The 26,846-nt window shown below is 63.6% G+C and carries 26 protein-coding genes and 1 tRNA gene; 14 read left to right on the top strand and 13 right to left on the bottom strand.

Annotation, left to right across the window (positions count from 1 at the left end):
* Window positions 1–47 precede the first annotated feature (47 nt).
* The 3 genes from VSR82_RS26700 to VSR82_RS26710 all read right to left on the bottom strand — a co-directional run bounded on the left by VSR82_RS26700 (window position 48) and on the right by VSR82_RS26710 (window position 2,709).
* A complete protein-coding gene (locus VSR82_RS26700; RefSeq protein WP_368586806.1) occupies window positions 48–1,346 on the bottom strand; it encodes an HlyC/CorC family transporter in 1,299 nt (432 codons plus the stop codon).
* Window positions 1,347–1,590: 244 nt separating this feature from the next.
* Window positions 1,591–1,667: transfer RNA gene (locus tag VSR82_RS26705), tRNA-Pro, on the bottom strand.
* A 49-nt stretch (window positions 1,668–1,716) separates the two neighbouring features.
* Window positions 1,717–2,709, bottom strand: a complete 993-nt coding sequence (locus VSR82_RS26710) for a polyprenyl synthetase family protein (RefSeq protein ID WP_026229109.1) — start codon at window positions 2,707–2,709, stop codon at window positions 1,717–1,719.
* 285 nt (window positions 2,710–2,994) lie between these two features.
* Here VSR82_RS26710 and rplU point away from each other — a divergent pair, with 285 nt between their 5' ends.
* The 4 genes from rplU to proB all read left to right on the top strand — a co-directional run bounded on the left by rplU (window position 2,995) and on the right by proB (window position 6,131).
* Window positions 2,995–3,306 carry a 50S ribosomal protein L21 gene (gene rplU, locus VSR82_RS26715; RefSeq protein ID WP_007180329.1) on the top strand — a complete coding sequence of 104 codons (312 nt, stop codon included), beginning with the start codon at window positions 2,995–2,997 and terminating at the stop codon, window positions 3,304–3,306.
* Window positions 3,307–3,331: 25 nt separating this feature from the next.
* Window positions 3,332–3,592, top strand: a complete 261-nt coding sequence (gene rpmA, locus VSR82_RS26720; RefSeq protein ID WP_008923994.1) for a 50S ribosomal protein L27 — start codon at window positions 3,332–3,334, stop codon at window positions 3,590–3,592.
* 235 nt (window positions 3,593–3,827) lie between these two features.
* Window positions 3,828–4,943: an Obg family GTPase CgtA gene (cgtA, locus tag VSR82_RS26725; protein WP_429457856.1), complete on the top strand. Its 1,116-nt coding sequence runs from the start codon at window positions 3,828–3,830 to the stop codon at window positions 4,941–4,943.
* 69 nt (window positions 4,944–5,012) lie between these two features.
* A complete protein-coding gene (gene proB, locus VSR82_RS26730) occupies window positions 5,013–6,131 on the top strand; it encodes a glutamate 5-kinase (protein WP_176121902.1) in 1,119 nt (372 codons plus the stop codon).
* Between the two features lie 121 nt (window positions 6,132–6,252).
* Here the strand turns inward: proB and VSR82_RS26735 are convergent, their stop codons facing one another.
* Together VSR82_RS26735 and VSR82_RS26740 are read right to left on the bottom strand one after the other, a co-directional pair.
* The gene (locus tag VSR82_RS26735; protein ID WP_176105000.1) at window positions 6,253–6,810 is read right to left on the bottom strand and encodes a CNP1-like family protein; all 558 of its coding nucleotides are present in this window, start codon (window positions 6,808–6,810) and stop codon (window positions 6,253–6,255) included.
* Between the two features lie 77 nt (window positions 6,811–6,887).
* Window positions 6,888–7,637, bottom strand: a complete 750-nt coding sequence (locus VSR82_RS26740; protein ID WP_176121900.1) for an RNA pyrophosphohydrolase — start codon at window positions 7,635–7,637, stop codon at window positions 6,888–6,890.
* A gap of 300 nt (window positions 7,638–7,937) precedes the next feature.
* Between VSR82_RS26740 and VSR82_RS26745 the strand changes: the two genes are divergently transcribed.
* Entirely contained in the window at window positions 7,938–9,674 is a 1,737-nt protein-coding gene (locus VSR82_RS26745) for a proline--tRNA ligase (protein WP_429457858.1), read from the top strand.
* Between the two features lie 12 nt (window positions 9,675–9,686).
* Window positions 9,687–10,286, top strand: coding sequence for a MarC family protein (locus VSR82_RS26750; RefSeq protein ID WP_013090584.1), 600 nt, complete (start codon window positions 9,687–9,689; stop codon window positions 10,284–10,286).
* A gap of 94 nt (window positions 10,287–10,380) precedes the next feature.
* On the opposite strand, the gene VSR82_RS26755 is transcribed toward VSR82_RS26750, so the two are convergent.
* Window positions 10,381–10,932 carry a hypoxanthine-guanine phosphoribosyltransferase gene (locus VSR82_RS26755; protein ID WP_018437636.1) on the bottom strand — a complete coding sequence of 184 codons (552 nt, stop codon included), beginning with the start codon at window positions 10,930–10,932 and terminating at the stop codon, window positions 10,381–10,383.
* A 158-nt stretch (window positions 10,933–11,090) separates the two neighbouring features.
* The gene (ffh, locus tag VSR82_RS26760; RefSeq protein ID WP_176105005.1) at window positions 11,091–12,458 is read right to left on the bottom strand and encodes a signal recognition particle protein; all 1,368 of its coding nucleotides are present in this window, start codon (window positions 12,456–12,458) and stop codon (window positions 11,091–11,093) included.
* An 81-nt stretch (window positions 12,459–12,539) separates the two neighbouring features.
* Between ffh and VSR82_RS26765 the strand changes: the two genes are divergently transcribed.
* The 8 genes from VSR82_RS26765 (at window position 12,540) to VSR82_RS26800 (ending at window position 20,781) form a co-directional block, all read left to right on the top strand.
* Window positions 12,540–13,463 (top strand): cytochrome C assembly family protein, encoded by a 924-nt coding sequence (locus tag VSR82_RS26765; protein WP_410848642.1) that lies wholly within the window; start codon window positions 12,540–12,542, stop codon window positions 13,461–13,463.
* Between the two features lie 8 nt (window positions 13,464–13,471).
* Window positions 13,472–13,783, top strand: coding sequence for a PP0621 family protein (locus tag VSR82_RS26770; protein ID WP_410848641.1), 312 nt, complete (start codon window positions 13,472–13,474; stop codon window positions 13,781–13,783).
* Window positions 13,780–14,376 (top strand): 1,6-anhydro-N-acetylmuramyl-L-alanine amidase AmpD, encoded by a 597-nt coding sequence (gene ampD, locus VSR82_RS26775; protein ID WP_429457861.1) that lies wholly within the window; start codon window positions 13,780–13,782, stop codon window positions 14,374–14,376. The genes VSR82_RS26770 and ampD overlap by 4 nt, the downstream gene beginning before the upstream one ends.
* A 357-nt stretch (window positions 14,377–14,733) precedes the next feature.
* The gene (locus tag VSR82_RS26780; protein WP_368587629.1) at window positions 14,734–14,868 is read left to right on the top strand and encodes a hypothetical protein; all 135 of its coding nucleotides are present in this window, start codon (window positions 14,734–14,736) and stop codon (window positions 14,866–14,868) included.
* Between the two features lie 43 nt (window positions 14,869–14,911).
* Entirely contained in the window at window positions 14,912–17,911 is a 3,000-nt protein-coding gene (locus tag VSR82_RS26785) for a ribonucleoside-diphosphate reductase subunit alpha (RefSeq protein WP_429457863.1), read from the top strand.
* A gap of 585 nt (window positions 17,912–18,496) precedes the next feature.
* On the top strand, window positions 18,497–19,720 hold the full coding sequence (locus VSR82_RS26790; protein WP_176105010.1) for a ribonucleotide-diphosphate reductase subunit beta: 1,224 nt from the start codon (window positions 18,497–18,499) through the stop codon (window positions 19,718–19,720).
* Between the two features lie 87 nt (window positions 19,721–19,807).
* Window positions 19,808–20,125, top strand: a complete 318-nt coding sequence (locus tag VSR82_RS26795; protein WP_176380933.1) for a hypothetical protein — start codon at window positions 19,808–19,810, stop codon at window positions 20,123–20,125.
* Window positions 20,126–20,154: 29 nt separating this feature from the next.
* Window positions 20,155–20,781 (top strand): histone H1-like DNA-binding protein, encoded by a 627-nt coding sequence (locus VSR82_RS26800; RefSeq protein ID WP_410848638.1) that lies wholly within the window; start codon window positions 20,155–20,157, stop codon window positions 20,779–20,781.
* A gap of 233 nt (window positions 20,782–21,014) precedes the next feature.
* On the opposite strand, the gene VSR82_RS26805 is transcribed toward VSR82_RS26800, so the two are convergent.
* The 6 genes from VSR82_RS26805 to accC form a co-directional block, all read right to left on the bottom strand.
* The gene (locus tag VSR82_RS26805) at window positions 21,015–21,491 is read right to left on the bottom strand and encodes an outer membrane lipoprotein (protein ID WP_013090574.1); all 477 of its coding nucleotides are present in this window, start codon (window positions 21,489–21,491) and stop codon (window positions 21,015–21,017) included.
* Between the two features lie 25 nt (window positions 21,492–21,516).
* Entirely contained in the window at window positions 21,517–22,455 is a 939-nt protein-coding gene (locus VSR82_RS26810) for a carbohydrate kinase family protein (RefSeq protein WP_368587627.1), read from the bottom strand.
* A gap of 100 nt (window positions 22,456–22,555) precedes the next feature.
* Window positions 22,556–23,056, bottom strand: a complete 501-nt coding sequence (gene tpx, locus VSR82_RS26815) for a thiol peroxidase (RefSeq protein WP_176380931.1) — start codon at window positions 23,054–23,056, stop codon at window positions 22,556–22,558.
* A 72-nt stretch (window positions 23,057–23,128) separates the two neighbouring features.
* Entirely contained in the window at window positions 23,129–24,511 is a 1,383-nt protein-coding gene (locus VSR82_RS26820; RefSeq protein WP_429457870.1) for a zinc-ribbon and DUF3426 domain-containing protein, read from the bottom strand.
* 47 nt (window positions 24,512–24,558) lie between these two features.
* Complete coding sequence (prmA, locus tag VSR82_RS26825) at window positions 24,559–25,461, bottom strand: 50S ribosomal protein L11 methyltransferase (protein WP_368587625.1); 903 nt, start codon at window positions 25,459–25,461, stop codon at window positions 24,559–24,561.
* Between the two features lie 3 nt (window positions 25,462–25,464).
* Entirely contained in the window at window positions 25,465–26,829 is a 1,365-nt protein-coding gene (gene accC, locus VSR82_RS26830; protein WP_013090569.1) for an acetyl-CoA carboxylase biotin carboxylase subunit, read from the bottom strand.
* Window positions 26,830–26,846 lie beyond the last annotated feature (17 nt).

The raw sequence follows: 26,846 nt of genomic DNA on the forward strand, positions 1-26,846 counted from the left end.
GAGCCTGTGCAATGCTGACCATGAATTAGCGAGCGACTGTGCGGGCTTCAGCCTGACCTTGCTTTTCCGGCCTTGGTGCGCGACGGCGGTTTGAACAGCTTGACGGTGCGGATTGCCTGATCGTCGCTGCGCATCACTTCGAGCTTGGTGTCGCCGATGCGCACGCAGACGTCGCCGTCGGGGATGTCTTCGAGAATTTCGAGAATCAGGCCGTTGAGCGTTTTGGGACCATCGGTGGGCAGCGCGAGTTGCAGCCAGCGGTTCAGCTCGCGCAACGGCATGCTGCCTGCAACGATGCATTCGCCCGCTTCGTTCCAGCCGCCGCGCGAACTGGCGCCACGCGGAATCGACGTGGTGAATTCGCCGATCAGTTCCTCGATGATGTCTTCCGGCGTGACGAGGCCTTGCAGTTCGCCGTATTCGTTGACGACGAGCGCGATGCGGTGCCGGCTCTCCTGAAAGTACTGCAACTGCTGGAACACCGGCGTGCCGCTGGGCACGAAATACGGCTCGGCGAGCAGCTCGCGCAAGGTATCGCGTTCGAGCTCCTGGTTGTGCAGCGCTGACAGTGTCTTGCGCACATGCAGCACACCGAGCACGCGGTCGATGTCGCCCTGGTAGACGATCAGCTTGTTGTGATAGCAGGTCTCGAGTTGATGCAGGATCTGTTCGAACGGCGCATCGAAGTCGAGCGCCTCGATGCGGCGGCGCGGGATCATCACGTCGTCGACGGAGATGTTTTCGAGGTCGAACAGATTGAGCAGGATGCTGCGGTGTTTGGTCGGCATGAAGCTGCCGGATTCGAGCACGATGGTGCGTAGTTCTTCGGTAGACAGTCGCTGATCGCGCGCGCCCTTCGTATTGATGTGCAGCACACGCAGGATGCCGGTGGCGAACAGGTTGACGAACCAGATCACCGGTCTCGCGATGCGCATCAACGGCGCGATCAGCAGGCTCGCGGGCAGTGCGATTTTCTCGGGAAACGTCGCGCCGACGATCTTCGGCGTAATTTCCGCGAACACGATAATGAGGAACGCGACGATACCGGTCGCGATCGACAGCACGAGGCTATTGCGGCCGAACGTATGCAACGCGAGCGATGTAGTCAGGACCGGAATGATCGTGTTGAACAGGTTGTTGCCGATCAGGATGACGCTCAATAGCTGATCGGTTTTTGCGAGCAGTCCCTGGGTCGTTTTCGCGCCGAGCGTGTTTTTGCTGGCGAGATGTTTGAGCCGATGACGGTTCAGCGCCATCATCGCTGTCTCGGAAATGGAAAAGAAGGCGGAGCAGACAAGCAGCAGAAGGACGGCGCCGATCTGCGCCCATAAGGGAAGTTGTTCCACGCGTCGTGAAAAAAAGGGAAAGGATGAAGAGAATATAGCAGAGGGGGCGCGCGCTCCGCCGTGGACGGCGGCTGACGCCGCTGCTGGATCGCCAACGTCGCGACGTACGCGCTGTGCCTGCCGTGCCGGAGCAAAAGAAAGCAGCGAAAGGCTGCAGGAGAGCAGCAAAAAGCTCCCGCGCAAAGCAAAAAACCGCCGAGCAATGCTGCGGCGGTTTTTGAACCTTGAGCTAACAAGGAGAATCTGGTCGGGGTGAGAGGATTCGAACCTCCGGCCTCTACGTCCCGAACGTAGCGCTCTACCAGGCTAAGCTACACCCCGATTTGGTACTGCTGACTCGATTCGGACTATTTCGGCGTTTCAGTCTCGTTCAAGACTGTCTTGCCGTCGAGTAAGAACATAATTCTAGCAGGCTCTCTTTGAAAATGGAATGGGGAAATGAAGAAATTGCTGCCGCGGCTGCCTGCGCCTCCTGTTTCGCGCACTCGAGCGTGTGGTCGAGCGCGCCCGATCGCGTGATAGCGTCGAAAATCGTATCGAAACGGTCGGTGCCACCCTGCTCGATGGCTTCGCGCGCGAGCGCCGATTGCTCGGGCGTGCCGCGTTCGATCAGATAGATGAGCGGAAGCGTCGGTTTGCCTTCGCGCAGATCGTCGCCGGCGTTCTTGCCCATCGACTCGGCCGTGCCGGTGTAGTCGAGCCAGTCGTCCATGATCTGGAACGCGGTGCCGATGCGGCGGCCATATTCGGCGGCGGCGGCTTCGGTTTTCGCGTCCGCTCCGGCGAGCACCGCCCCGAGTTGGGCGGCCGCCTCGAACAACTTTGCGGTTTTGTAGCGGATCACCTGCATGTAGCGGGCTTCGTCGACGTCGGCATCGTGCATGTTCAACAACTGCAGCACTTCGCCTTCGGAGATGATGTTGGTCGCCTCCGACAGAATTTCCATCACGCGCATCTTGCCCACGCCGACCATCATCTGGAACGAGCGCGAATACAGGAAATCACCGACCAACACGCTCGCGGCGTTGCCGAACAGCGCGTTGGCGGTCTGGCGCCCGCGCCGCAGGTCGGACTCGTCGACCACGTCGTCATGCAGCAGCGTGGCCGTGTGAATGAATTCGACGACCGCGGCAAGCTCGTGCCGGTGTCCCGTCGTGTCGCCCAGCGCGCCCGCCACCAGCAACAGCAGCGCGGGCCGCAGCCGCTTTCCGCCGGCGCTGATGATGTACTCGGAAATCTGATTGATCAGCATCACGTCCGACGCAAGACGTTGCCGGATGACGCGATTGACCTGCTGCATGTCTTCGGCGATCGGAGCAAGCAGGCTGGCGACGTTGGGGGAGGTGGTGGCAGTCGACGACATGATGGCTGAATTGGGTAGTGCCGCGAATTATAAGGCGATCGGGGCGCTTCCGGGTCGCCGGCTGCGGTGCGGATGCTTTCCGCACGGCGCGAGGACCGCTCGCCAAGGGCGTCTGCGGACCGCCGCGCCTCGCTGGTTTATTGTCTGCGAGCGCCTGCGACAGGTGGCGAACCCGAACGGTAGGCGGTTTGGTAAGCAGGTTTTGACCGAGCAGCTAACTCTATGTATAATTGAGAGTTTCCGCGCGCGGTGCGTGGGAAAAATGAATACAGAGTGAGGTTCTCAATGTACGCGGTCATAAAAACCGGCGGCAAGCAGTACAAGGTTGCCGTCGGCGAAAAACTTAAAGTAGAACAGATACCGGCAGACATTGACGCTGAAATCACGCTCGACCAGGTTCTCGCAGTGGGCGAAGGCGAATCGATTAAGTTCGGTACGCCGCTGGTCAGTGGGGCTTCCGTCAAGGCTACCGTCGTGTCGCAAGGGCGTCACGCCAAAGTGACGATCTTCAAGATGCGTCGCCGGAAGCACTACCAGAAGCATGGCGGCCACCGCCAGAACTATACCGAACTGCGCATCGACGCGATCAACGCGTAAGCGCACCGGTTAAGGAGCAAATCAAATGGCACACAAAAAGGCAGGCGGATCGTCCCGGAACGGCCGCGACTCCGAATCGAAGCGCCTCGGCGTTAAGGTTTACGGCGGCCAGGCTATCAACGCTGGTGGCATCATCGTGCGTCAGCGCGGTACGCGCATGCACGCTGGCGAGAACGTCGGCATGGGCAAGGATCACACCCTGTTCGCGCTGAAGGACGGCCACGTCCAGTTCTCGACGAAGGGCGCGGCGAAGAAGCACACCGTTTCCGTCGTCCCGGCAGCCTGAGTTTAGTCAGGCACGGGCTTCAGGACCGGAAAAGGCCCCGCGAAGTTCGCGGGGCTTTTTTTATTGCGGCGCCTCTTTCGTGTGGCGCCGAAGCCGCGCAGCCAACAGCTCATCACCGGCGACTATGCCTTTCGGTCGATTGATCAACGCGCGGCCCGCGCGGCAAAATAGCAGCATCCAATCAGTAACAACCCCTGCATCGAATCGAGCAGTACACCACGGGACGGAGTAACGCATGAAGTTCATTGACGAAGCGAGGATTGAAGTCATCGCCGGCGACGGAGGGGATGGCAGCGCGTCGATGCGCCGCGAGAAGTTCGTTCCGTTCGGCGGCCCCGATGGCGGTGATGGCGGCCGGGGCGGCAGCGTGATTGCCGTTGCTGACCGCAACATCAACACGCTGATCGATTACCGCTACGCGAAAAAACATCTGGCGCGCAACGGCGAAAACGGTCGTGGCTCAGATTGCTATGGCAAGGGCGGCGACGACATCACGCTGCGCATGCCGGTTGGCACGACCATCACGGACATGGAAACCGGCGAACTGATCGCCGATCTGACCGAGCACAACCAGAGCGTGCAAATCGCGCAAGGCGGCGCAGGCGGTCTCGGCAACCTCCATTTCAAGTCCAGCACGAACCGCGCGCCGCGTCAGAAAACCGACGGCAAGCCGGGCGAGCGCCGCATGGTCCGCCTCGAACTGAAAGTGTTGGCTGACGTCGGTCTGCTCGGCATGCCGAATGCAGGCAAGTCGACGTTCATCTCTTCGGTGTCGAACGCGAAGCCGAAAATTGCCGATTACCCATTCACCACGCTCGCACCGAACCTCGGCGTCGTGCGCGTCGGGCCGAGCCGCAGCTTCGTGATTGCGGACATTCCGGGGCTGATCGAAGGCGCGGCGGAAGGCGCCGGCCTCGGCCATCAATTCTTGCGCCACCTGCAGCGCACCGGGCTGCTGCTGCACATCGTCGACATCGCACCGTTCGATGAATCGATCGATCCGGTCGCGGAAGCGAAAGCGATTGTCAACGAACTGCGCAAGTACGACGAAGAGCTTTATCAGAAACCACGCTGGCTCGTGCTGAACAAGCTGGACATGGTGCCCGAGGACGAGCGTGCAGCGCGCGTGGCGGCTTTCCTCGAAGGCTTTGGCTGGGACGGTCCGGTGTTCGAGATCTCGGCGCTGACTGGCCAGGGCTGTGAAAATCTTTGCTATGCGGTGTTCGACTACCTCGCCGAGCACTCCGACGCGCAACGGGCGGCCGAAGCCGAAGACCTCGCCTCCGACGTGCGTTTCCGCGAGGGGACGCAGGTACCGGCCGCGACCCCGGGCAGCGATCCGCACGAATAACAAGTCGCGCGCCGGCGCCTGCAGCGGGTGTCGGCATGCATCACGCGTCATCTTGGGAGACAGCGCACAATGCGTTCCGTCATCGCAGATTCACGGCGATTGGTCGTCAAAGTCGGTTCGAGCCTCGTCACGAACGACGGGCGCGGCCTCGATCATGCGGCGATCGGCCGCTGGGCCGCGCAAATTGCCGCACTGCGCGCGCAGGGCAAGGAAGTCGTTCTGGTCAGCTCGGGCGCGATCGCCGAGGGCATGCAGCGGCTCGGCTGGACAAAGCGGCCGCGTGAAATCGATGAATTGCAGGCGGCTGCGGCGGTCGGCCAGATGGGCCTCGCGCAAGTGTACGAAAGCCGCTTTGCCGAACATTCCATCCAGACTGCGCAGATCCTGCTTACTCACGCCGACCTCGCCGACCGCGAGCGCTATCTGAATGCGCGCTCCACGCTGCTCACGCTGCTGCGGCTCGGTGTCGTACCGATCATCAACGAGAACGACACGGTCGTCACCGACGAAATCAAGTTCGGCGACAACGACACGCTCGGCGCGCTGGTCGCCAATCTGATCGAGGGCGACGCGCTGATCATTCTGACGGACCAGCAAGGCCTCTTCACCGCCGATCCGCGCAAGAACCCGAACGCGACGCTCGTCCAGCAAGCCGACGCCGGCGCGCCCGATCTGGAAGCGATGGCGGGCGGCGCGGGCTCGAGCCTCGGCCGCGGCGGCATGCTGACCAAAATTCTTGCCGCGAAGCGCGCAGCCCATAGCGGCGCCAATACGGTGATCGCGAGTGGGCGCGAAGCGGACGTGCTGCTGAGACTGGCGGCCGGCGAGGCGATCGGCACGCAGCTGATCGCGCGCACCGCGCGCATGGCGGCGCGCAAGCAATGGATGGCCGATCACCTGCAGGTGCGCGGCCACGTCGTGATCGATGACGGCGCGGTCGAAAAATTGACCGCCGGCGGCAAGAGCCTGCTGCCGATCGGCATCGTCGGCGTGCAGGGCGCTTTCGCGCGCGGCGAGGTGATCGCGTGTCTGAGCGCGTCGGGCCGTGAAGTCGCACGTGGTTTGACGAACTACAGCAGCGCGGAAACCAAGCTGATCCAGCGGCGTCCGAGCGGCGAAATCGAGTCGGTGCTGGGCTATATGCTGGAGCCCGAGCTGATTCACCGCGACAATCTCGTGCTGATTTGATCTTTCAGGATGCGAGCGCACAAAGCGCCGACAAAAAAGCCGTTCCAGCGCAGGCTGGAACGGCTTTTTGTCGTCATGTGTAGGCAACGGCGCCTGAATTAGGTGTGCCGCACAAACGGCCTCAATGAATCTGCGACGTCTGCGTGCGCTTGTAACGAATGTTCTCGACGATGCGCTGCGCGTTGCCGGTCGGAATCTTGTTCGCGCACATATAGTCCTGATACAGCGCGGCTTGGTACGCGTTCAGCGCACCGTTTTCGATGCGCGAAAACTGGTTCGCGACCGTCGTGTCCCAGCCGTCGTGATCGGCGTTGAGGCCCGCGTACTGACGCCATTCATACGTATCGCAGCGGATGCCCTCGTAATTGACGTTGCGTGCGCCGCCCGGGCTCGTGACGACCACCGTGTAACGCACGACACCGTCGTCGCCGACGCTGACCGATTTCGGGTCGATCGCGAATTGCAGCGGCGTATTGCCGGAGACCTCGAACGGCAGCAGGTTCGTGTCGGTGGGCAGCGGCGGCAACGTGTCGACCTTGTTTTCAACCCAGTTGCTCTTACGATCCAGCAGATAGACGAACTCGCTGTCGTCTTTATTGGTCGGTTTGCCGGCGCTCGAACAGCCTGCCAGCAGGGCGCCGGTGGCGACGCATGCCACGGCGAGTGCAAATGCTTTCAATCTGATTCCCTCGAAAGACGGACGCGGCCCGAAGGCCGCGCCAGAGAGAGGCGGCGTGAGCCGCCGCCTTGGAATGGTTAATCGCGCACCCCTCGTCGGACTGACGGGGCGCCGACCTCGTCGGCTTCGGCCGTTTCCTGCTCATGCTCCGGTGCAATGTTTGCATCCGGTGAGCCGGGGCCGCAATCCGGCACGACCAGCACGCGCGTCGATGTTTCGACACTGACCGAACTTACGGTAGTGACGGTGGTGACCACCGTGCTTACCGCGGAATCCGGCGGGCTTTGCATCGACGACGCTATCCGGGGATAACGCGACCCATGATGCCCGCCAGGTTTTTCCGCACGCGGCGCAGGCCGGCGCATGAAACGGGACAACTCCGTCAGCGCCAACTGATACACATCCCGCTTGAACTCGATCACACAGTCGAGCGGTACCCAATACTCGTTCCAACGCCACGCATCGAACTCGGGGTGGTCGGTGGCGCGCAAACAGATGTCGCAGTCGCGTCCTACCATCCGGAGCAAAAACCAGATTTGTTTCTGGCCGCGGTAATGACCGCGTACTTCGCGCTTGATGAACTTGTCAGGCACCTCATAACGCAACCAGTCGCGCGTGCGACCGATCACCTTGACGTGCTCAGGAAGCAGTCCGGTCTCTTCGTGTAACTCCCGATACATCGCTTGCACGGGGGTTTCGCCATATTTGATGCCCCCTTGCGGAAACTGCCAGGAATGTTCACGGAGCCGTTTGCCCCAAAACACCTCGTTGTGCGCGTTCAAGAGGATGATGCCGACGTTCGGGCGAAAGCCTTCACGATCCAGCATACAACCACCTTCGAATCCTTTAAAATTGCTTTGATTATAAACAGATAACGGACCCTACGCACCGAATCGCATGAGATTGCCGCGATTCGCCGCAACAGCCCGTGTTTGCGGTAGCCTGTCGGTTTTCCGTGCCGGATCCCTTGCGAGAGGCTTTGCGCGGCGGTTTCGGCGCCGCACGGGGACAGGGTGCCGCGAGTCGGGCGAACCCCGCTGGCTTCGCCGCTGATCTGTGTCGATTTTCCCCATGTTTTCACCTTTTCTGGCGGTCCCACCGGAAGCCGCCGCTTTTGGACACCTTGAATGAAAGCTTCCCGTTTCTTTATCGGCACCCTCAAAGAAGCGCCCGCCGACGCCGAAATCATCAGCCACAAGCTCATGGTGCGCGCGGGCATGATCCGCCGCGTCGCGGGCGGTATCTACAACTACTTGCCGGTCGGCCTGCGTTCGATCCGCAAGGTGGAAGCGATCGTGCGCGAGGAAATGAACCGGGCAGGCGCCATCGAGCTGTTGATGCCGTCCGTGCAGCCGGCCGAACTGTGGCAGGAATCGGGCCGCTGGGAGAAGTACGGTCCCGAGCTGTTGCGCTTCAAGGACCGCAAGCAGGCTGATTTCGTGTTGGGTCCGACGCACGAGGAAGTCGTGACCGACATCGCGCGCAACCAGATCAAGAGCTATCGCCAGCTGCCGGTCAACTTCTATCAGATCCAGACGAAGTTCCGTGATGAGATCCGTCCGCGTTTCGGCGTGATGCGCGGCCGCGAGTTCATCATGAAAGACGCGTACTCGTTCGACAAGGACGCGGAAGGTCTGCGCGAGTCGTATCGCAAGATGTACGAGGCGTACGTGCGCATCTTCACGCGCCTCGGCCTCGAGTTCCGCGCGGTGGCGGCGGACAACGGCTCGATCGGCGGCAGCGGCTCGCATGAGTTCCACGTGATCGCCGACACCGGCGAAGACGCGATCGCCTATTGCCCGAGTTCCGATTTCGCCGCGAACGTCGAGGCCGCCGACGCATTGCCGCTGATCGCGCAACGCGCCGCGCCCGCCGAGGACATGAAAAAGACCGCGACGCCCGGCAAGGCGAAGTGCGAGGCGGTCGCCGAACTGCTGAACATTCCGCTCGAGCGCACGATCAAGTCGGTCATTCTCGCCACCGAAAACGAAGGCGCCGAGCCGACCATCTGGCTGCTGATGCTGCGCGGCGACCACGACCTGAACGAGATCAAGGTCGGCAAGCTGCCCGGTCTCGCCGACTTCCGCATGGCGACCGAAGCCGAGATCATCGAAACGTTCGGGACGCCGCCGGGCTATCTCGGTCCGATCAACACGAAGAAGCCGGTCAAGGTGATCGCGGACCGCACGGTCGCGAACATGAGCGACTTCGTGGTCGGCTCGAACGAGGTCGACTATCACACCACCGGCGTGAACTGGGGCCGCGACCTGCCGGAGCCGGTCGTCGCCGACATCCGCAACGTGAAGAAGGGCGATCCGTCGCCGGACGGCAAGGGTGTGCTCGACATCTGCCGCGGCATCGAAGTGGGCCACGTGTTCCAGCTCGGCACGAAGTACTCCGAAGCGATGAACGCGACCTGTCTCGACGAAACCGGCAAGCCGCGGCCGATGGAAATGGGCTGCTACGGCATCGGCGTCACGCGTATCCTCGGCGCCGCGATCGAACAGAATTTCGACGACAAGGGCATCATCTGGCCGGAGTCGATCGCGCCGTTCGAAGTCGTGCTGTGTCCGATGGGCTACGACCGCAGCGACGCGGTACGTGAGCAGGCCGACAAGCTGTACGCGGAACTCGTCGCGGCCGGCATCGACGTCATCCTCGACGATCGCGGCGAGCGTCCGGGCGTGATGTTCGCCGACTGGGAGCTGATCGGCGTGCCGCACCGGCTGGTCATTGGCGACCGCGGACTGAAGGACGGCAAAATCGAGTATCAGGGCCGTCGCCACGCAGAAGCGACGCTGCTGCCGGTCGCTGACGCCGCGCAGACGGTGATCGATAAAGTGCGCGCGGCGCTCGCGAACTAAGCGGGGCGGGCAGTGGAGTACACCTTCCTGTCCGCGACGGTGCTGCTGATCCTGATCACCGATCCGCTCGGCAACATCCCGATCTTCATTAGCTGTCTGCGCGGGGTGTCGCCGGAGCGCCGCACGGTCGTGATCCTGCGCGAGGTCGCGATCGCGTTTGCGATCCTGCTGGTGTTCATGGTGCTCGGGCAGAGCTTTCTGCGCATGATGAGCCTGAGTGACCAGTCGCTGCGGATCGGCGGCGGCATTGTCCTGTTTCTGATCGCGCTGCGCATGGTGTTTCCGCATCCGGACGGGCCATTCGGCGGCGACGCGCGCGGCGGCGAGCCGCTGATCGTGCCGCTCGCGATTCCGGCGCTGGCAGGTCCGTCGGCGTTGGCGACCGTCATGCTGCTGACCTCGCAGGCGCCGGGCCAGACGTTCGAGTGGGTCGGCGCGCTGACCGTCACGATGATCATCTGCGCGATCGTGCTGATGCTCGCAGAGCGCATTCAGGCGTGGCTCGGTGAACGGGTGATGGCGGCGTTCGAGCGGCTGATGGGGCTGGTGCTCGTCGCGATTTCAGTCGAGATGATGCTCGGCGGGATCCGTTCTTTCGTGCACAAGCTGTGAAGCGGGAGCCGATGCTCGAGTCGCCACCGTCGCAGCCATAAAAAAAGCAGCCTGGCGGGCTGCTTTTTTTTTCGCCGGTACGCGGACGCGCCGCTCACGCCCCCTCGGTCAACGCCCGAATGGTCGGCAGGTTGCGCCAGTAACCCTTCGCGTCCATCCCGCAGCCGAACACGTACCGGTCCGGCACTTCGAAGCCGCAGTAATCGGGGCGCAGCGGCTTCGCCTTCGGAATGATCTTCTCGCACAGCACCGCGGACAGGAAGCGCTTCGCACCCATCGCGAGGATGCGGTCGCGGATCGCGGCCATCGTCTCGCCTTCGTCGAGGATGTCGTCGAGCACGAGCACCACGCGATCCTTGACCGACTCGGCCGGCGCGACGCGCCATTGCATCTCGTTGCTGCCCTTGGTCGTGTTGCGGTAGCGCGTCAGGTGGATGTAGTCGAACTCGAGCGGGAAATCGAGGTGCGGCAGCAGCATGCCGGTGAACACCGCGGCGCCGCCCATCACCGACAGCACGAGCGGGAAGTCCTCGCTCATCTCGTCGCGGATGGCGGCCGCCATGCGGGCGATCGACGCGGTGACGTCCGAGGCCGAAACGATCTCTTCGGAATGTTGAAAAATCTGTAGGGCTTCTTCGCGGTTCATGACGTCTGACGGCCGATAACTGTATACATAGTGTGAGTGGCAACATCCCGAGGGACGTTCACGCGAGGGACGACGCGATGCGCTACAGAATAAACCCGCACGATGCCGAAGTCAGCCACGCTGCGCATCGGCGCGAGCGCGCGCCGGTCCCATCAAGCTTAGCGCATGCCGGGCATCATGCCTTTCATGCCGCGCATCATCTTCTGCAGGTTGCCGCCCTTGAGCTTCTTCATCATCGTGCGCATCTGTTCGTACTGGTTCAGCATGCGGTTGACTTCCTGTACCTGCACGCCCGCGCCGGCCGCGATGCGGCGCTTGCGGGTCGCCTTGATCAGCTCGGGTTTGGCGCGCTCGGCTGGCGTCATCGAGTTGATGATGCCTTCCATGCGGCGCATCTGCTTCTCGGCCTGGCTCATGTCGGCGCCGGCGGCGGCCTGCTGGAACTGCGCGGGCAGCTTGTCCATCAGCGACGACAAGCCGCCCATGCCCTTCATTTGCGAGAGCTGCGCGCGGAAATCGTTGAGATCGAAGTCGCCGCCTTTCTTGACCTTGTCGGCGAGCTTCTGCGCGGCTTGCACGTCGACGCCGCGCTGCGCTTCCTCGACGAGCGCAAGAATGTCGCCCATGCCGAGAATCCGGCTCGCCATGCGGTCCGGGTGGAACACTTCGAGGCCGTCGAGCTTTTCGGCGACGCCCACGAACTTGACCGGCTTGCCCGTCACGTGACGCACCGACAGCGCCGCGCCGCCGCGCGAATCACCGTCGAGCTTGGTCAGCACGACGCCGGTGAGCGGCAGCGCGTCGCTGAACGCCTTCGCGGTGTTGACCGCGTCCTGACCGAGCATCGCGTCGACGACGAACAGCGTTTCCGCCGGCTTCAGCTCGGCGTGCAGCGCGGCGATTTCCTGCATCATCGCTTCGTCGATACCAAGACGGCCGGCCGTGTCGACGAGCAGCACGTCGTGATAGTGGCGCTTGGCCCAGTCGACCGCGGCGCGCGCGATGTCGACCGGCTTCTGGTTCGGCTCCGACGGGAAGAAGTCCGCACCGACCTGCTCGGTCACCGTTTTCAGCTGCGCGATAGCGGCGGGACGATAGACGTCGCACGAAACCGTCAGCACCTTCTTCTTGTACTTCTCGCGCAGCAGCTTCGCGAGCTTGCCGACCGTGGTCGTTTTACCGGCGCCCTGCAGACCCGCCATCAGGATAATCGCGGGCGGCGTAACGGCGAGATTGAGCTCGGAGGCCTTGCCTTCGTAATCACCACCGATCACCGCGGTCAGCTCGCGCTGCACCACGCCGACGAGCGCCTGACCCGGCGACAGGCTGGCGATCACCTCCTCGCCGAGCGCCTTCTCCTTGACCTTCGCGATGAACTCACGCACGACGGGCAGCGCCACGTCGGCCTCGAGCAGTGCGAGACGCACCTCGCGCAGCATTTCCTGGGTGTTCGCCTCGGTGAGCCGGGCTTCGCCGCGCAGCGTCTTGACGACGCGCGCCATCCGTTGAGTCAGATTGTCGAGCATGGGGAGCGATGAACGGTGGGGCCCGCGCAGCGCGCGAAGCGGAAGGCGTCGCGGGGAAGGGCCCTAGTGTAAACTTCGAATATGGATATTGTACTGTATGCCCTCACCGCGCTTCTCTACGGCGGTCTTGCCGTGGCCGGCTGGCGCTCGCACCGGCACGCGGCCTTGCATCCGCTGCTCGAGAGCGTGCCGCCGCTGCCCGATCAAGCCGCCCACGCGGGCGCTCTGGTGGCCTCCGGCATGAGCGCGCCCGGGCGCGCGCTGTTATTCGTCGCGCTGCTCGCTCACGGCGTACTGCTGCATACCACGATCTTCCCACAGAACGCGATGGTGTTCGGCTTCGCGTTCGCGCTGTCGGCAATGTTCTGGCTCGGCGCCGGTATCTACTGGATCGAAAGCTTCTTCTTCCCGCTCGACGGACTGCGCCTGCTGGTGTTGCCGCTCGCGTGCGTCGCATCGCTGCTGCCGCTTGCGTTCGGCGGCGTGCGCGTGCTGCCGTATGCGGCCGCGCCGATGTTCAAGCTGCACTTCCTGATTGCGAACATCGCGTACGGTCTGTTCGCGATCGCGGCGCTGCACGCGGTGCTGATGCTGGCGATCGAGCGGCGTTTGCATTCGATGCGCGGCGCTCTTGCGCAGCGACATGCGGCGTCGGGCAACGGCTGGTGGTCGAGCTGGCTCGACACGCTGCCGCCGCTGCTCACGCTCGAGAAGCTCCTGTTTCGTCTGATCGGCGCCGGCTTCGTGCTGCTCACGCTGACGCTGCTGTCGGGCATCCTGTTCAGCGAGCAGCTGCTCGACCGCGCGTTGCGGCTCGATCACAAAACTGTGTTCGCGATTCTTTCGTGGGTGATGTTCGGCGCGCTGCTGACCGCGCGCAAGGTGTCCGGCTGGCGCGGCCGTGCGGCATTGCGCTGGGTGCTGGCCTCGTTCGTCGCGCTGTTGCTCGCGTACGTCGGCAGCCGTTTCGTTTTAGAGGTGCTGTTGCACCGGCCTGTAGTGTGAGCGTCCCCATGCGACAAATCTTTTTGCTGATTCTGCTGTTCATCGTCGGTCAGTGGCTCGTGAAGGCGCTGCGCCGCCACGACGCGCAATCCGCGCAACGCACCGGCGCGCGCGGCGCCAACGGCGACGGCGCCGCGAATGGCGGCGCGCGTTCTTCGAATGGACAACAGCCGCAGCTCGCCGAACCGATGATTCGCTGCGTCGAGTGCGGCGTGCATGCACCGAAGAGCGACTCGGTCAACGTCGCGGGGCAGGCGTTCTGCTGCGCCGCGCACGCGCAGCGTCACAGCGCGCGTCCGAGCGGCCGCGACGCCCGATGAGCAACGTCTTCACCGTCGATGCCGACGGTTGGGTTCCCGCCGCACGCAAGCTCCCCTCGCCGAACTTCGAAGCGCGGCCGCAAGGCGCGGTTCCGACGCTGATCGTCGTTCACAACATCAGTCTGCCGCCGAACGAGTTCGGCGGCACCGCGATTGCCGAGCTGTTCCAGAACACGCTGGACTGCGACGCCCACCCGTACTACGACACGCATCTGCGCGGCGTGCGTGTGTCCGCGCATTTCGTGATTCATCGCGACGGCGCGCTCGAGCAGTTCGTGTCGTGCAATGAGCGCGCGTGGCACGCGGGACCGTCGAATTATTTCGGCCGCGAGCGCTGCAATGATTTCTCGATCGGCATCGAGCTCGAAGGCAGCGACACCACCGCCTTCGAAGCGGCGCAATATCGCACGCTCGCCGCGCTGGTGAGCGCGCTGAAGGCGCGCTATCCGATCGACGCGCTTGCCGGACACTCCGACATCGCACCCGGTCGCAAGACCGATCCCGGTCCACATTTCGAGTGGCCGCGGCTGCAACACGACACGTCGCTGGACGGTCGGTATTTCCCCTATCTCAAGTTTTCCGAAACGCGGTAATCCCCCTTCGCACGATCTTGCGTGATCCGCAGAGAACGAGGCGCAGCCTGCTTCTCCGGGGAGCTAATGCGCGTCGCGCAACGCAAAAGTCAAGACTTCGAACGCAAATAAAACGGTTTGACCTGTCTCGAATCTCCACTATACTTGGTGCCGACAACTGAGTTTCGCACTATATCTTGTGTTGTGCTGTGAATAACCATGTGCATAACCGAGTGAATAAGAGTGGATAAGTAGGCGGCGCCCCGCTCCCCGAGCACGGCGCCGCAAGCATTCCAGACAGCGAAGAAAAATTCCTGGGGGCGCAGCCGGTGGGGGATCTCCGGCCGCATCCAGAAGCATTCAGGAAAGGACCAGCCAGTGATCGCGACCGACCCGATGAAGACCGTCATCAAATCGAACCAGGCTTCCTCGCAGTTGCATCCCGCCAACCGGCAGAGCCGGCTTTCCTGCACCTCATCGCTCGCGCACGCGGCGGCGCGGCGTTCGTTTTAATCCGCGGCACTCGCCGCCATTTCCAAGACCAGGAGCTTTGCACATGCAAACCACCGACAACGTGACCACCCGGTACGAGGGCTCACCGACTGGCCAGGCTTTCGGCCAGACTCAAGGCGCACAGTCGCTCGCGCCGCAAGCGAGCTACGCCGACTACAAGGTGATCCGCCGCAACGGCACCGTGGTGTCGTTCGAGCCGTCGAAAATCGCGATCGCCGTGACGAAGGCGTTCCTCGCCGTCAACGGTGGTCAGGGCGCGGCGTCGGCGCGGGTGCGCGAACTGGTCGAGCAACTCACGCAGAACGTGGTGCGCGCGCTGGTGCGCAGCCGTCCGAACGGCGGCACGTTCCATATCGAAGACATTCAGGATCAGGTCGAACTCGCGCTGATGCGCGGCGGCGAGCACAACGTCGCGCGTGCTTACGTGCTGTATCGCGAGAAGCGCAACCAGGCGCGCGCGCATGACGACCATGCAGATGCCGCGAGCACCCCGGGCCTGAACGTGACCGACAACGGCATCACGCGTCCGCTCGACATGGCCGCGCTGCGCGGCATCATCGAGTCCGCCTGCGCGAACCTCGGCGACGCGGTGAGCGCCGAGCCGATCGTCGCGGAAACGGTGAAGAACCTGTACGACGGCGTACCGATGAGCCAGGTCTACGACTCGGCCATCCTCGCTGCCCGCACGATGATCGAGAAGGACCCGGCCTATAGCCAGGTCACCGCGCGCATCCTGCTGCACACGATCCGCCGCGAGATCCTCGAAGAAGAAGTCACGCAAGCCGAGATGGGCGAGCGCTACGCCGAGTACTTCCCGCAGTTCATCAAGCGCGGCGTGCAAGCCGAGCTGCTCGACGACAAGCTGCTGCAGTTCGACCTGAAGCGTCTGGGCGCCGCGCTGGACGCGAACCGTGACCTGCAGTTCGGCTACCTCGGTCTGCAGACGCTGTACGACCGCTACTTCCTGCATCACGACAACGTGCGTATCGAAATGCCGCAGGCATTCTTTATGCGTGTCGCAATGGGTTTGTCGCTGAACGAGATCGACCGCGAAGCGCGCGCGATCGAGTTCTACAACGTGCTGTCGAGCTTCGACTTCATGAGCTCGACGCCGACGCTGTTCAACTCGGGTACGCGCCGCTCGCAGCTGTCGTCGTGCTACCTGACCACGGTCGACGACGACCTCGACGGCATCTACGAAGCGCTGAAGGAAAACGCGCTGCTGTCGAAGTTCGCCGGCGGTCTCGGCAACGACTGGACGCGTGTGCGCGCGCTCGGCTCGCACATCAAGGGTACCAACGGCAAGTCGCAGGGCGTGGTGCCGTTCCTGAAGGTCGTCAACGACACGGCGGTCGCGGTGAACCAGGGCGGCAAGCGCAAGGGCGCGGTGTGCGCGTACCTAGAGTCGTGGCACCTCGACATCGAGGAATTCCTGGAGCTGCGCAAGAACACCGGCGACGACCGTCGTCGCACGCACGATATGAACACCGCGAACTGGATTCCCGACCTGTTCATGAAGCGCGTGATGGAAGGCGGCGACTGGACGCTGTTCTCGCCGTCCACCTGCCCGGATCTGCACGACAAGTTCGGCGCCGAATTCGAAGCGGCTTACACGGCTTACGAAGACAAGGTCGCGCGTGGCGAGATCAAGCTGTTCAAGAAGCTTCCGGCGGCGCAGTTGTGGCGCAAGATGCTCGGCATGCTGTTCGAAACCGGCCATCCGTGGATCACGTTCAAGGACCCGTGCAACGTGCGCTCGCCGCAGCAGCACGTCGGCGTCGTCCACTCGTCGAACCTGTGCACGGAAATCACGCTGAACACGAGCGACGCCGAAATCGCCGTCTGTAACCTCGGCTCGGTGAACCTCGTCGCGCACCTGAAGGAACAGGCCGACGGCACGGTGGCGCTCGACCACGACAAGCTCAAGCGCACGATCAGCGTCGCGATGCGCATGCTCGACAACGTGATCGACATCAACTACTACGCGGTCGCCAAGGCGCGCAACTCGAACCTGAAGCACCGTCCGGTCGGCCTCGGCATCATGGGCTTCCAGGACTGCCTGCACGTGCTGCGTACGCCGTACGCGTCGCCCGAAGCGGTCGAGTTCGCCGATCGCTCGATGGAAGCGGTCTGCTACTACGCGTACTACGCATCGACCGAGCTCGCCGAAGAGCGCGGCCGCTACTCGAGCTACCGCGGCTCGCTGTGGGATCGCGGCATCCTCCCGCAAGACTCGGTGGCGCTGCTCGCCGAAGCGCGCGGCGGTTATGTCGAGGTCGATTCGAGCGAGTCGATGGACTGGCCGGCGCTGCGCTCGCGCATCGCGACCTACGGCATGCGCAACTCGAACTGTGTCGCGATCGCGCCGACCGCGACGATCTCGAACATCATCGGCGTGTCGGCGTGCATCGAGCCGACCTATCAGAACCTGTACGTGAAGTCGAACCTGTCGGGCGAGTTCACGGTGGTCAACGACTACCTGGTGCGCGACCTGAAAGCGCGCGGCCTGTGGGACGAAGTGATGGTCGCCGACCTGAAGTACTTCGACGGCACGCTGTCGCGCATCGACCGCATCCCGGCCGACCTGCGCGCGATCTATGCGACCGCGTTCGAAGTCGATCCGGTGTGGCTCGTCGAGTCGGCCTCGCGTCGTCAGAAGTGGATCGACCAGGCGCAGTCGCTGAACATCTACATGGCGGGCGCATCGGGCAAGAAGCTCGACGAGATCTACAAGCTCGCATGGCTGCGCGGTCTGAAGACCACCTACTATCTCCGCACGATGGCGGCGACGCACGTCGAGAAGTCGACGGTCGCGCACGGCGCGCTGAACGCGGTGAGCTCGGGGCATGACGGCTCGGGCGGCGCAGGCGGCTTCGGTGTGGGCGGCTCGACGGGTGGTGTGGCGGATGGCGTGAGCGGCGGCTTCCGGGCAGCGGCAGCGACTGCCGCGGTCACAGTCGAAGCGGCACCCGAAGCGGATGGTCCGGTCTGCATGATGCGTCCGGGCGATCCTGGCTTCGACGAGTGCGAGGCTTGCCAGTAACGAGAGGCAAGCAGCGGGAGCGATGCTTGCTAACTGCACACGAGGGTCGTAGGTGATGACCCGCAGGCGGCGAGCGACGCGCCCCATTGATGAAGTGGAAGCAGGGCGATGAGCGGTGAGCAGAATCGAAGTCTCACCGCTCGTCGATGCAGCGAAGCAACACAGCAGTTGGCAACACCAGACGATCGCTCGACATGGCATCGCACCTCAACCGCCAACGCTGACGCAACATGCTCAACGCGGCTCACCGCCGACTCTCGCGATGAGCGATTCGCGCGGCATCGACCGGTCCATCGATCGGTCGGCGGATGCCGCGAACGCACTGCGCAATACACATAGATAGAGCAACGAAACGTCGTGTCGAAACGTTGCTCTTCGAGCTCGCGAAGGACCTCGGCAACACATGTTCAACACGCGATCATCACGCGTCACTCGATGCGTGACTGCATGAGTCACACGCAGCATGTCGAACAAAGTGTTGTATGAACGTAGCAACGCGAATCGAAAACAGGAATTTTCGCGAGTGAGCTCTTTTATCGCTCGTGAAAAGATGGTACAAACCGTTCTAAATTGATGGTGACATTTATGCTCAACTGGGATGACGAGATCACTGCCGTAACTCCCTCGAGCGCGACGCAACCGAACGTGTTGCGCAACGCTGCGGGGTCGGTTGTGGGTTCGCAAATCGGAACGCGTTCCGCTCCTCATGCTCCCTCCGCTCAAGAAGTCTTCGCGAACGACATCGCTGTTGCTCCCGTCGCTCATGCTGCCAACGCGGCGGCCGCTTCCGAAGCGCGCGTCAATGTCGCCGACAAGCGCATCATCAACGGCCAGACTGACGTCAACCAGCTGGTGCCGTTCAAGTACAAGTGGGCCTGGGAAAAGTATCTGGCGGGTTGCGCCAACCACTGGATGCCGCAGGAAGTGAACATGTCGCGCGACATCGCCCTGTGGAAAGACCCGAACGGGCTGACCGAAGACGAGCGTCGCATCGTCAAGCGCAACCTGGGCTTCTTCGTGACGGCCGACTCGCTCGCCGCCAACAACATCGTGCTGGGCACCTACCGCCACATCACGGCGCCCGAATGCCGCCAGTTCCTGCTGCGTCAGGCGTTCGAAGAGGCGATCCACACGCACGCTTACCAGTACATCGTCGAGTCGCTCGGTCTCGACGAGGGCGAAATCTTCAACGCGTATCACGAGGTCCCGTCGATCCGCGCGAAAGACGAATTCCTGATTCCGTACATCCACGTGCTGACCGACCCGGCCTTCAAGACCGGTACGCTCGAAGCAGACCAGACGCTGCTGCGCTCGCTGATCGTGTTCGCCTGTGTGATGGAAGGCCTGTTCTTCTACGTCGGCTTTACGCAAATCCTGGCGCTCGGACGCCAGAACAAGATGACCGGCGCGGCGGAGCAGTACCAGTACATCCTGCGCGACGAGTCGATGCACTGCAACTTCGGCATCGACCTGATCAACCAGATCAAACTCGAAAACCCGCACCTGTGGACGGCTGAGTTCCGCGCCGAAATTCGCGCGATCTTCCAGCAGGCGGTTGAGCTCGAATACCGCTACGCCGAAGACACGATGCCGCGCGGCGTGCTCGGCCTGAACGCGTCGATGTTCAAGAGCTATCTGCGCTTCATCTGCAACCGCCGTTGCCAGCAGATCGGTCTCGATCCGCTGTACCCGAACGAGGAAAACCCGTTCCCGTGGATGAGCGAGATGATCGACCTGAAGAAGGAACGCAATTTCTTCGAGACGCGAGTGATCGAATATCAGACTGGCGGTGCGCTGTCCTGGGAGTAAGCCGGGATTCGCGTCGCGGATGGTTTCATTGATGGGGATGCCGCCGCCTGTGGCCGCGGCGCCCCGGGTTAGGAGCAGAACGGCCTGATGCAAAGCGTGCCCGGTGCCTTGACGGCCCACAAACATGACAGGCACTTTGCGGACCCTTCAGTGGGATGGGCAAACTTCCCCCCGGAAAAAGCCGCTGGCGTCGTTGCCGGCGGCCCGATCAAGCAATTGCCGGCGTCGCCTCGCGACGCCGACCAGATTTGGCGCGCGGTGCCTTGGGGCACGGCGCGCCTTACCGCATTCATTAGCGTAAGCGCGTTGCACCTGCGTACGCCGATGAATAGCCCGCTTCGTAGCGCGCGCCCTGAGAAGCGTCCGCGGGAAGCGGGTTTTGACGAAGGGTGTAGTTTGAACTGACCTCATCTGAAAACCTGAAGGAGAAAATGATGGCAACTGCAAAGAAAGCCGCGGCCAAGAAGACCGCAGCAAAGAAGACCGCAGCAAAGAAGGCTGCTCCGGCTAAGAAGGCTGCTCCGGCCAAGAAGGTCGCCGCGAAGAAGGTCGCAGTGAAGAAGGTCGCAGCGAAGAAGGTTGCAGCGAAGAAGGTCGCGGCGAAGAAGGCAGCACCGGCGAAGAAAGCCGCAGTGAAGAAGGTCGCGGCGAAGAAGGTTGCAGCCAAGAAGGTCGCGGCGAAGAAGGCAGCACCGGCGAAGAAAGCCGCGGTGAAGAAGGTCGCAGCGAAGAAGGTCGCAGCGAAGAAGGCGGCACCGGCGAAGAAGACCGCAGCGAAGAAAGCAGCACCGGCGAAGAAGACCGCGGCGAAGAAGACCGCTGCCAAGAAGGCCGCGCCTGCGAAAAAGGCTGCAGCCAAGAAAGCTGCACCTGCCAAGAAGGCTGCCGCGAAGAAGGCCGCTGCACCTGCGAAGAAGGCTGCCCCTGCGAAGAAGGCTGTCGCCAAGAAGGCCGCGCCTGCTCCCGCTGCGCCTGCTGTCTCGAGCGCACCGGCGGCGACGGTGAAGACCGCGCTGAACCCAGCAGCGGCATGGCCGTTCCCGACGGGCAGCCGTCCGTAAGCAGTAGCTGTAGCAGTACGTCGACACATCGCACGATGTGTCGGATGACCGGGTCGTGCTCGAGCTGTTGCGAGCGCCACCCGGTCAATGTCCCGTTACCGGTGTGCCGGTGGCGGGTTTTTTTTGCCCGTCGCCCGGAAAGAAAAACACGCATGGACCCGGGAGGGCGCATGCGTGTGATGTCGTCGTCGCGGCGCTGAACTACGCGCGGCCGCGCGGGAGGGGAACTGCGCTTAGTGCGTGACGCGCGTGACGCCGCCACTCGACAGCAGCCTCACGCGATCGCCGGCGCGGAAGATTTCGCCGGTGGCAGTTTGGGTGATGGCGCGCATGTCGCCGTTGTCGAGCCGCACGGTGATTTCGATGCCGTCGCGCATCGCCACACGGTTTTCGATCGCATTGCCGGCGACCGCACCGCCGATGCCGCCGACGATACCCGTCGCGACCTGGCCACGTCCGCCGCCGAACGCAGTGCCAGCGAGCGCGCCGAGCGCCGCGCCGCCGAGTGCGCCTATGCCGATCGGCTGACCTTCGTTCGTGCTGATTCGGACCGCGCGCACGCTTTCCACCGTGGCCATGCGCACCGTCTGTTCACGCTGCGCCTGCGAAGCGGTGAAAACGTCGGGAGAGCTGCTGTTGACCGCACACCCCGACATGGCCAGCGAACCGGCGATCAAGGTGGCGACGATCAGGCGACTCGAGGTTCTCATTCCCAAACTCCCATAGCACGCGATATCAGTGCAGGTCGTATCCGAAGGCCTGCTTGAACCGCTCGTTGATTTCCGCCCGGCTGGGCGCGTAGTTTTGCGGGCCCTGATGCTCGATCTTCAGTGCGCCCATCAGGCTGGCGAGACGGCCGGTGGTTGCCCAACCGAGGCCCTTCTCGATACCGTAGAGCAAGCCGCCGCGAAATGCGTCGCCGCAACCGGTGGGATCGAGCACCCGCCTGGCCTTGACCGCCGGGATTTCTTCGATAGCGCCGCCGTGATGGATCTGAGCACCCTTTTCGCCGAGCGTGATGATCAGCGCATCGACCTTGCTGGCGATCTGCTCGATCGACCAGCCGGTCTTATTGCTCACCAGCGCGGCTTCGTAATCGTTGACCGCTACATAGGTAGCAAGTTCAATGACGCGCCGCAGCGTCTCGCCGTCGAACAGCGGCAAGCCCTGGCCCGGATCGAAGATGAACGGCACGCCTGCGGCGGCCAGCTGCTCGGAGTGTTGAACCATGCCGTCATAGCCGTCCGGCGCGACGATGCCGAGCGTCAAGCCCTTCACTTCGTCGGCGCGGTTCTGATGCGACTGCATCATCGCGCCCGGATGGAACGCGGTGATCTGGTTGTTCTCGAGGTCGGTCGTGATCATCGCCTGCGCCGAGTAGGTGTCGGGCACGACGAGCACGTTTTCCGTCGACAGGCCGAGCTCCGCGAGCCGGTCCAGATAAAGCTGCGCGTCGACGGCGCCGATCGCGCCCATGATGCGCGCGTCGCCGCCGAGCAGATTCAGCGCATACGCGATGTTGCCCGCGCAACCGCCGAACTCGCGACGCATGGTCGGCACGAGAAAGCTTACGTTCAGGATGTGGACCTGCTCCGGCAGGATGTGCTCCCGAAAGCGGCCTTCGAAGGTCATGATGTTGTCGTACGCGAGCGAGCCGCAGATGAGCGTAGCCAAGGCGAGCGTTCCTGTATGAAAACGGTGGGATAGGAAGACAGACGCGCCGCGCCGACGGCGCCACGCGAGGCGCGGCGCCGTCGTTCGCGAGCGAGAGGGCTTACTTCAGCGCGGCGAGCGCTGCGTCGTAGTTCGGTTCGTTCTTGATCTCGCCGACCAGCTCGGCGTGCAAGACCTTGTCGTTCTCGTCCAGCACGACGACCGCGCGCGCGGTCAGGCCGGTCAGCGGACCGCTCGTCACATCGACGCCGTACGCTTGCGCGAACTCGTGGCCGCGGAACGTCGACGCGGTCACCACGTTCTCGATGCCCTCGGTCGTGCAGAAGCGCGACGCCGCGAACGGCAGGTCGCCCGACACCACAATCACTGCCGTGTTGCTGAGCTTCGCGGCGGCTTCGTTGAACTTGCGCGTCGACGTTGCGCAGGTCGGCGTGTCGAGACTCGGGACGATGTTGAGCACCTTGCGCTTGCCGGCGAAGTCGGCGAGCGTCAGCGGCTTCAGGTCGCGGCCGACCAGCGAGAACGCGGCGGCCTGCTGGCCGACCGACGGGAAAGTGCCGCTTACTTCGATCGGGTTGCCACCCAGCGTGACTTGACTCATGTGTTGTGCTCCGAAAAGGGCGTCAGTGACGACAATGATGCGCCCGCTCGGGAGCGGGCGCGCGAGGGTGCGTTACGGATAAAAGATCTGTACGCGGAAATTGGAGGCGATCGCGGTGCCGGTGTCGAGGTGCACGATCATCGTCTGTGTCGCGTGCGCGGGCAGGCCGGCCGCGATCACGGTGCCCGGTGGCACGTAATCCTGCGGCCATAGCACGCGCCGCACCGCGACGTTGTTCTGATCGTCGAGCAGCGTGAGTTCGATCGCCGGGTAGGCGAGCGCGATGTTCAGGCGGTTGTGCAGCGGCATCTTCAGTTCGAGCTTGTGCGGGCCGTCGATCTGCCGCAGATCGGAGGGCTCGACCAGCAAGCCTTCGATGTCGTGCGGCGGCGTCAGCTGACAGCCGAGATGCGCGCAGGCTTGCGCATACAGGATCTGCGAGCGCGGCACGTTGACCATGATGGTCTCGCGTTGCCACCACGCGAGTTGCGCGAGCAGCGCAATGACGAGCAGCGCGGCGAGCACCACGCCGGCGACGATCCAGCCGACGCGACCGGCGTCCACCGGGCGGGTTTCGCGCATAACCGGAAACGGATCGTCGCCAGCGCTGATCGGAGGATTGACCGAGAACGGCTCGCCGCTCGATGGGGCGGGCGCCGGGCCTCCCGGCGGGCGCGGGCCGCCGGGACCACCGGCGCCGGCAGCGCCTGCGGCGGCGCCGAAGCCGGCCGCACCTACGCCGGCCGCACCTACGCCGGCCGCGCCGAAGTGCGGTTCGTTGTCGCGCATGCCATGAAGGTTTGCCGGCTCACGCCGCGCGGGTTCGTCGAGCATGGACGGCTCGGGGCGTTCGACCTTGTGCCAGACGCGTGGCGCTTCGTTGTCGACTCGCGGTGGGGCAGCAGGCGCGGAGGGCGGGGCGACAGGCGGTTCATCGACCGCGTCGTCAGCGGGATAGGCGAACGGTTCGAGCGGCGCGTCGGCCAGCGTCGGCTCATCGTCCGGGGAGAGCGGCGCCGGGGAAGCGCCAGCGCGCAGTTCAGGTTCGGTCGCCTGACGCGGCGTGCCCGACGTGACGGTTGCGTGCTCGGTGCCGCCGAGCGACAGCGGCGCGAGCGGCACGCTGCTCGCGTGGTCGCGCAAACGGGAGTCGAGCGTGCTGCGGGAAATGCTGGTGGAGTCCTGTTCCGGAGCCAGCGCGCTCGGGGCCCATGCGTCGCTGCTGAAATCCGAGCCTGGTTGCCGCACTCCCGACAGCGCTTCGATCGCCGCCGCGGCGGCAACCGGTTTGGCGTTCGAAAAATCGCCGCCTTCGGAGACGTCGAACAGACTGCTCGATGCGTCGAAGACTTCCTGACAATGCCCGCACCGCACGAGGCCGCGGCGCTGTGCAAGCTGCGCCGGTTGCAGACGGAAAACAGTTTCGCAGAAGGGGCAACGCGTCGCCAGGTGCATATCGAGCCGTTGAGCCAGAGGCCGTTAGGTTGACAATATGCCTTATTCTAATTGCTTTCGCGGCGCGTTCCGGCGAGGCACACCCAACCTTCATGTTCGCGCCACACGCTGATGTCGATCCAGCGGGCGTAGACCTGCGCGACTTCGTCGGCCTGGCGCGCGAGAATCCCCGACAGTGCGATGCGGCCGCCCGGCTTCACCTTCGACGACAACATCGACGCCATCAGCTTCAGCGGATTCGACAGAATGTTCGCGACCACCACGTCGAATTCGCCGGCCGGGCAGGCATCGGGCAGGCCATAGGTGACGTCGGCGTGGTTGCGCTCGCTATTGTGACGCGCCGATTCGACCGCCTGCGGATCGATGTCGATGCCGATCACCGGATCGGCGCCGCACTTCTTCGCGAGAATCGCGAGGATGCCCGAGCCGCAGCCGTAGTCGAGCACGGACTGGCCGGGCTTGATCGCATGTTCGATCCACTCCATGCATAGGCGCGTGGTGGGGTGGCTGCCGGTGCCGAACGCGAGGCCCGGATCGAGTTCGAGCACGAGCGCGTCAGGGTCCGGCGCATCGTGCCACGACGGCACCACCCAGATGCGCTCGCCGATCTGAATCGGATCGAACTGCGACTGCGTGAGCCGCACCCAGTCCTGCTCCTCGACCTCGCGCACGGTATAGGCCGGCGCGGCATCGAGTCCGATTTCGTTGGCCGCGGCGGTCAGCAGCACGGCCGGATCGTGCTCCGGCGCGAGCAGGGCGATCACGCGCGAATGCTGCCATGCCGTGCGATCCGGCGTGAGACCGGGCTCGCCGAACAGCGGCTGCTCGTCGGGCGTGTCGGCGTCGGCATCTTCAACCGACACGGACAGCGCGCCCAGCTCGAGCAGCGCGTCGGAGAACTCCTCCGCGTGCTCGCGCGCCAGTTCGGCGACCAGTTCCCGATAACTCATGACTTACGCTTCTTCCGCGACCTGCTGACGCGCGGCCAGCCGGTTTTCGAGGTAATGGATGCTGGTGCCGCCTTCGACGAACTTCGCGTCGAGCATCAGCTCGCGGTGCAGCGGGATGTTGGTCTGAATGCCTTCGACCACCATTTCCGACAACGCGATACGCATCCGGCTGATCGCCTGTTCGCGCGTGGCGCCGTAAGCAATCAGCTTGCCGATCATCGAATCATAGTTCGGCGGCACGAAATAACCATTGTAGGCGTGCGAATCGACGCGGATGCCGGGGCCGCCCGGCATATGCCACGACGTCAGGCGTCCCGGCGACGGCGTGAACTTGAACGGATCTTCGGCGTTGATCCGGCATTCGATCGCATGGCCGCGGAACTGGATGTCGCGCTGACGGAACGCGAGCTTCTCGCCGGCCGCGATGCGGATCTGTTCCTGCACGATGTCGACACCGGTGATCAGTTCGGTCACCGGATGCTCGACCTGCACGCGCGTGTTCATCTCGATGAAGTAGAACTCGCCGTTTTCGTACAGGAACTCGAAGGTGCCCGCGCCGAGATAGCCCATCTTCTTGCACGCATCCGCGCAACGATCGCCGATCCGGTCGATCAGACGGCGCGCGATGCCCGGCGCCGGCGCTTCCTCGATCACTTTCTGGTGACGGCGTTGCATCGAGCAGTCGCGCTCGCCGAGCCACACGGCATTCTTGAACGAGTCGGCGAGCACCTGGATTTCGATGTGCCGCGGGTTCTCGAGGAATTTCTCCATGTAGACCTGCGGGTTGCCGAACGCGCGGCCGGCTTCCTCGCGGGTCATGTTGACCGCGTTGACGAGCGCCGCTTCCGTATGGACCACGCGCATGCCGCGGCCGCCGCCACCGCCCGCTGCCTTGATGATGACCGGATAGCCGATCTGGCGGGCAATCTTCACGATCTCCTTCGGATCGTCCGGCAGTGCGCCTTCCGAACCGGGCACGCAAGGCACGCCGGTCTTGATCATGGTCTGCTTGGCCGTGACCTTGTCGCCCATCATGCGGATCGTTTCCGGACGCGGGCCGATGAAGGTGAAGCCGGACTGCTCGACGCGCTCGGCGAAGTCGGCGTTCTCCGACAGGAAGCCGTAGCCGGGGTGGATCGCTTCGGCGTCGGTCACTTCGGCCGCGCTGATCAGCGCGGGCATGTTCAGATAGCTCAGATTCGACGGGGCCGGGCCGATGCAGACCGCCTCGTCGGCGAGCTTCACGTACTTGGCTTCCTTGTCGGCTTCCGAGTAGACGACGACCGTCTTGACGCCGAGCTCGCGGCAGGCGCGCTGGATACGAAGCGCGATCTCGCCGCGATTGGCAATGAGGATTTTTTCAAACATAGCGGGTTTTCGACTCA

The sequence above is a fragment of the Burkholderia sp. JPY481 genome (assembly GCF_038900515.1).
Lineage (GTDB): Bacteria > Pseudomonadota > Gammaproteobacteria > Burkholderiales > Burkholderiaceae > Paraburkholderia > Paraburkholderia youngii.

Excerpts from the sequence above, each read along its gene's own strand:
- VSR82_RS26710 (WP_026229109.1), bottom strand. The coding sequence starts at position 2,709 with ATGTCGTCGACTGCCACCACCTCCCCCAACGTCGCCAGCCTGCTTGCT.
- rplU (WP_007180329.1), top strand. The coding sequence starts at position 2,995 with ATGTACGCGGTCATAAAAACCGGCGGCAAGCAGTACAAGGTTGCCGTC.
- rpmA (WP_008923994.1), top strand. The coding sequence starts at position 3,332 with ATGGCACACAAAAAGGCAGGCGGATCGTCCCGGAACGGCCGCGACTCC.
- cgtA (WP_429457856.1), top strand. The coding sequence starts at position 3,828 with ATGAAGTTCATTGACGAAGCGAGGATTGAAGTCATCGCCGGCGACGGA.
- proB (WP_176121902.1), top strand. The coding sequence starts at position 5,013 with ATGCGTTCCGTCATCGCAGATTCACGGCGATTGGTCGTCAAAGTCGGT.
- VSR82_RS26740 (WP_176121900.1), bottom strand. The coding sequence starts at position 7,637 with ATGCTGGATCGTGAAGGCTTTCGCCCGAACGTCGGCATCATCCTCTTG.
- VSR82_RS26745 (WP_429457858.1), top strand. The coding sequence starts at position 7,938 with ATGAAAGCTTCCCGTTTCTTTATCGGCACCCTCAAAGAAGCGCCCGCC.
- VSR82_RS26755 (WP_018437636.1), bottom strand. The coding sequence starts at position 10,932 with ATGAACCGCGAAGAAGCCCTACAGATTTTTCAACATTCCGAAGAGATC.
- ffh (WP_176105005.1), bottom strand. The coding sequence starts at position 12,458 with ATGCTCGACAATCTGACTCAACGGATGGCGCGCGTCGTCAAGACGCTG.
- VSR82_RS26765 (WP_410848642.1), top strand. The coding sequence starts at position 12,540 with ATGGATATTGTACTGTATGCCCTCACCGCGCTTCTCTACGGCGGTCTT.
- VSR82_RS26770 (WP_410848641.1), top strand. The coding sequence starts at position 13,472 with ATGCGACAAATCTTTTTGCTGATTCTGCTGTTCATCGTCGGTCAGTGG.
- ampD (WP_429457861.1), top strand. The coding sequence starts at position 13,780 with ATGAGCAACGTCTTCACCGTCGATGCCGACGGTTGGGTTCCCGCCGCA.
- VSR82_RS26785 (WP_429457863.1), top strand. The coding sequence starts at position 14,912 with ATGCAAACCACCGACAACGTGACCACCCGGTACGAGGGCTCACCGACT.
- VSR82_RS26790 (WP_176105010.1), top strand. The coding sequence starts at position 18,497 with ATGCTCAACTGGGATGACGAGATCACTGCCGTAACTCCCTCGAGCGCG.
- VSR82_RS26795 (WP_176380933.1), top strand. The coding sequence starts at position 19,808 with ATGCAAAGCGTGCCCGGTGCCTTGACGGCCCACAAACATGACAGGCAC.
- VSR82_RS26800 (WP_410848638.1), top strand. The coding sequence starts at position 20,155 with ATGGCAACTGCAAAGAAAGCCGCGGCCAAGAAGACCGCAGCAAAGAAG.
- VSR82_RS26805 (WP_013090574.1), bottom strand. The coding sequence starts at position 21,491 with ATGAGAACCTCGAGTCGCCTGATCGTCGCCACCTTGATCGCCGGTTCG.
- tpx (WP_176380931.1), bottom strand. The coding sequence starts at position 23,056 with ATGAGTCAAGTCACGCTGGGTGGCAACCCGATCGAAGTAAGCGGCACT.
- VSR82_RS26820 (WP_429457870.1), bottom strand. The coding sequence starts at position 24,511 with ATGCACCTGGCGACGCGTTGCCCCTTCTGCGAAACTGTTTTCCGTCTG.
- prmA (WP_368587625.1), bottom strand. The coding sequence starts at position 25,461 with ATGAGTTATCGGGAACTGGTCGCCGAACTGGCGCGCGAGCACGCGGAG.
- accC (WP_013090569.1), bottom strand. The coding sequence starts at position 26,829 with ATGTTTGAAAAAATCCTCATTGCCAATCGCGGCGAGATCGCGCTTCGT.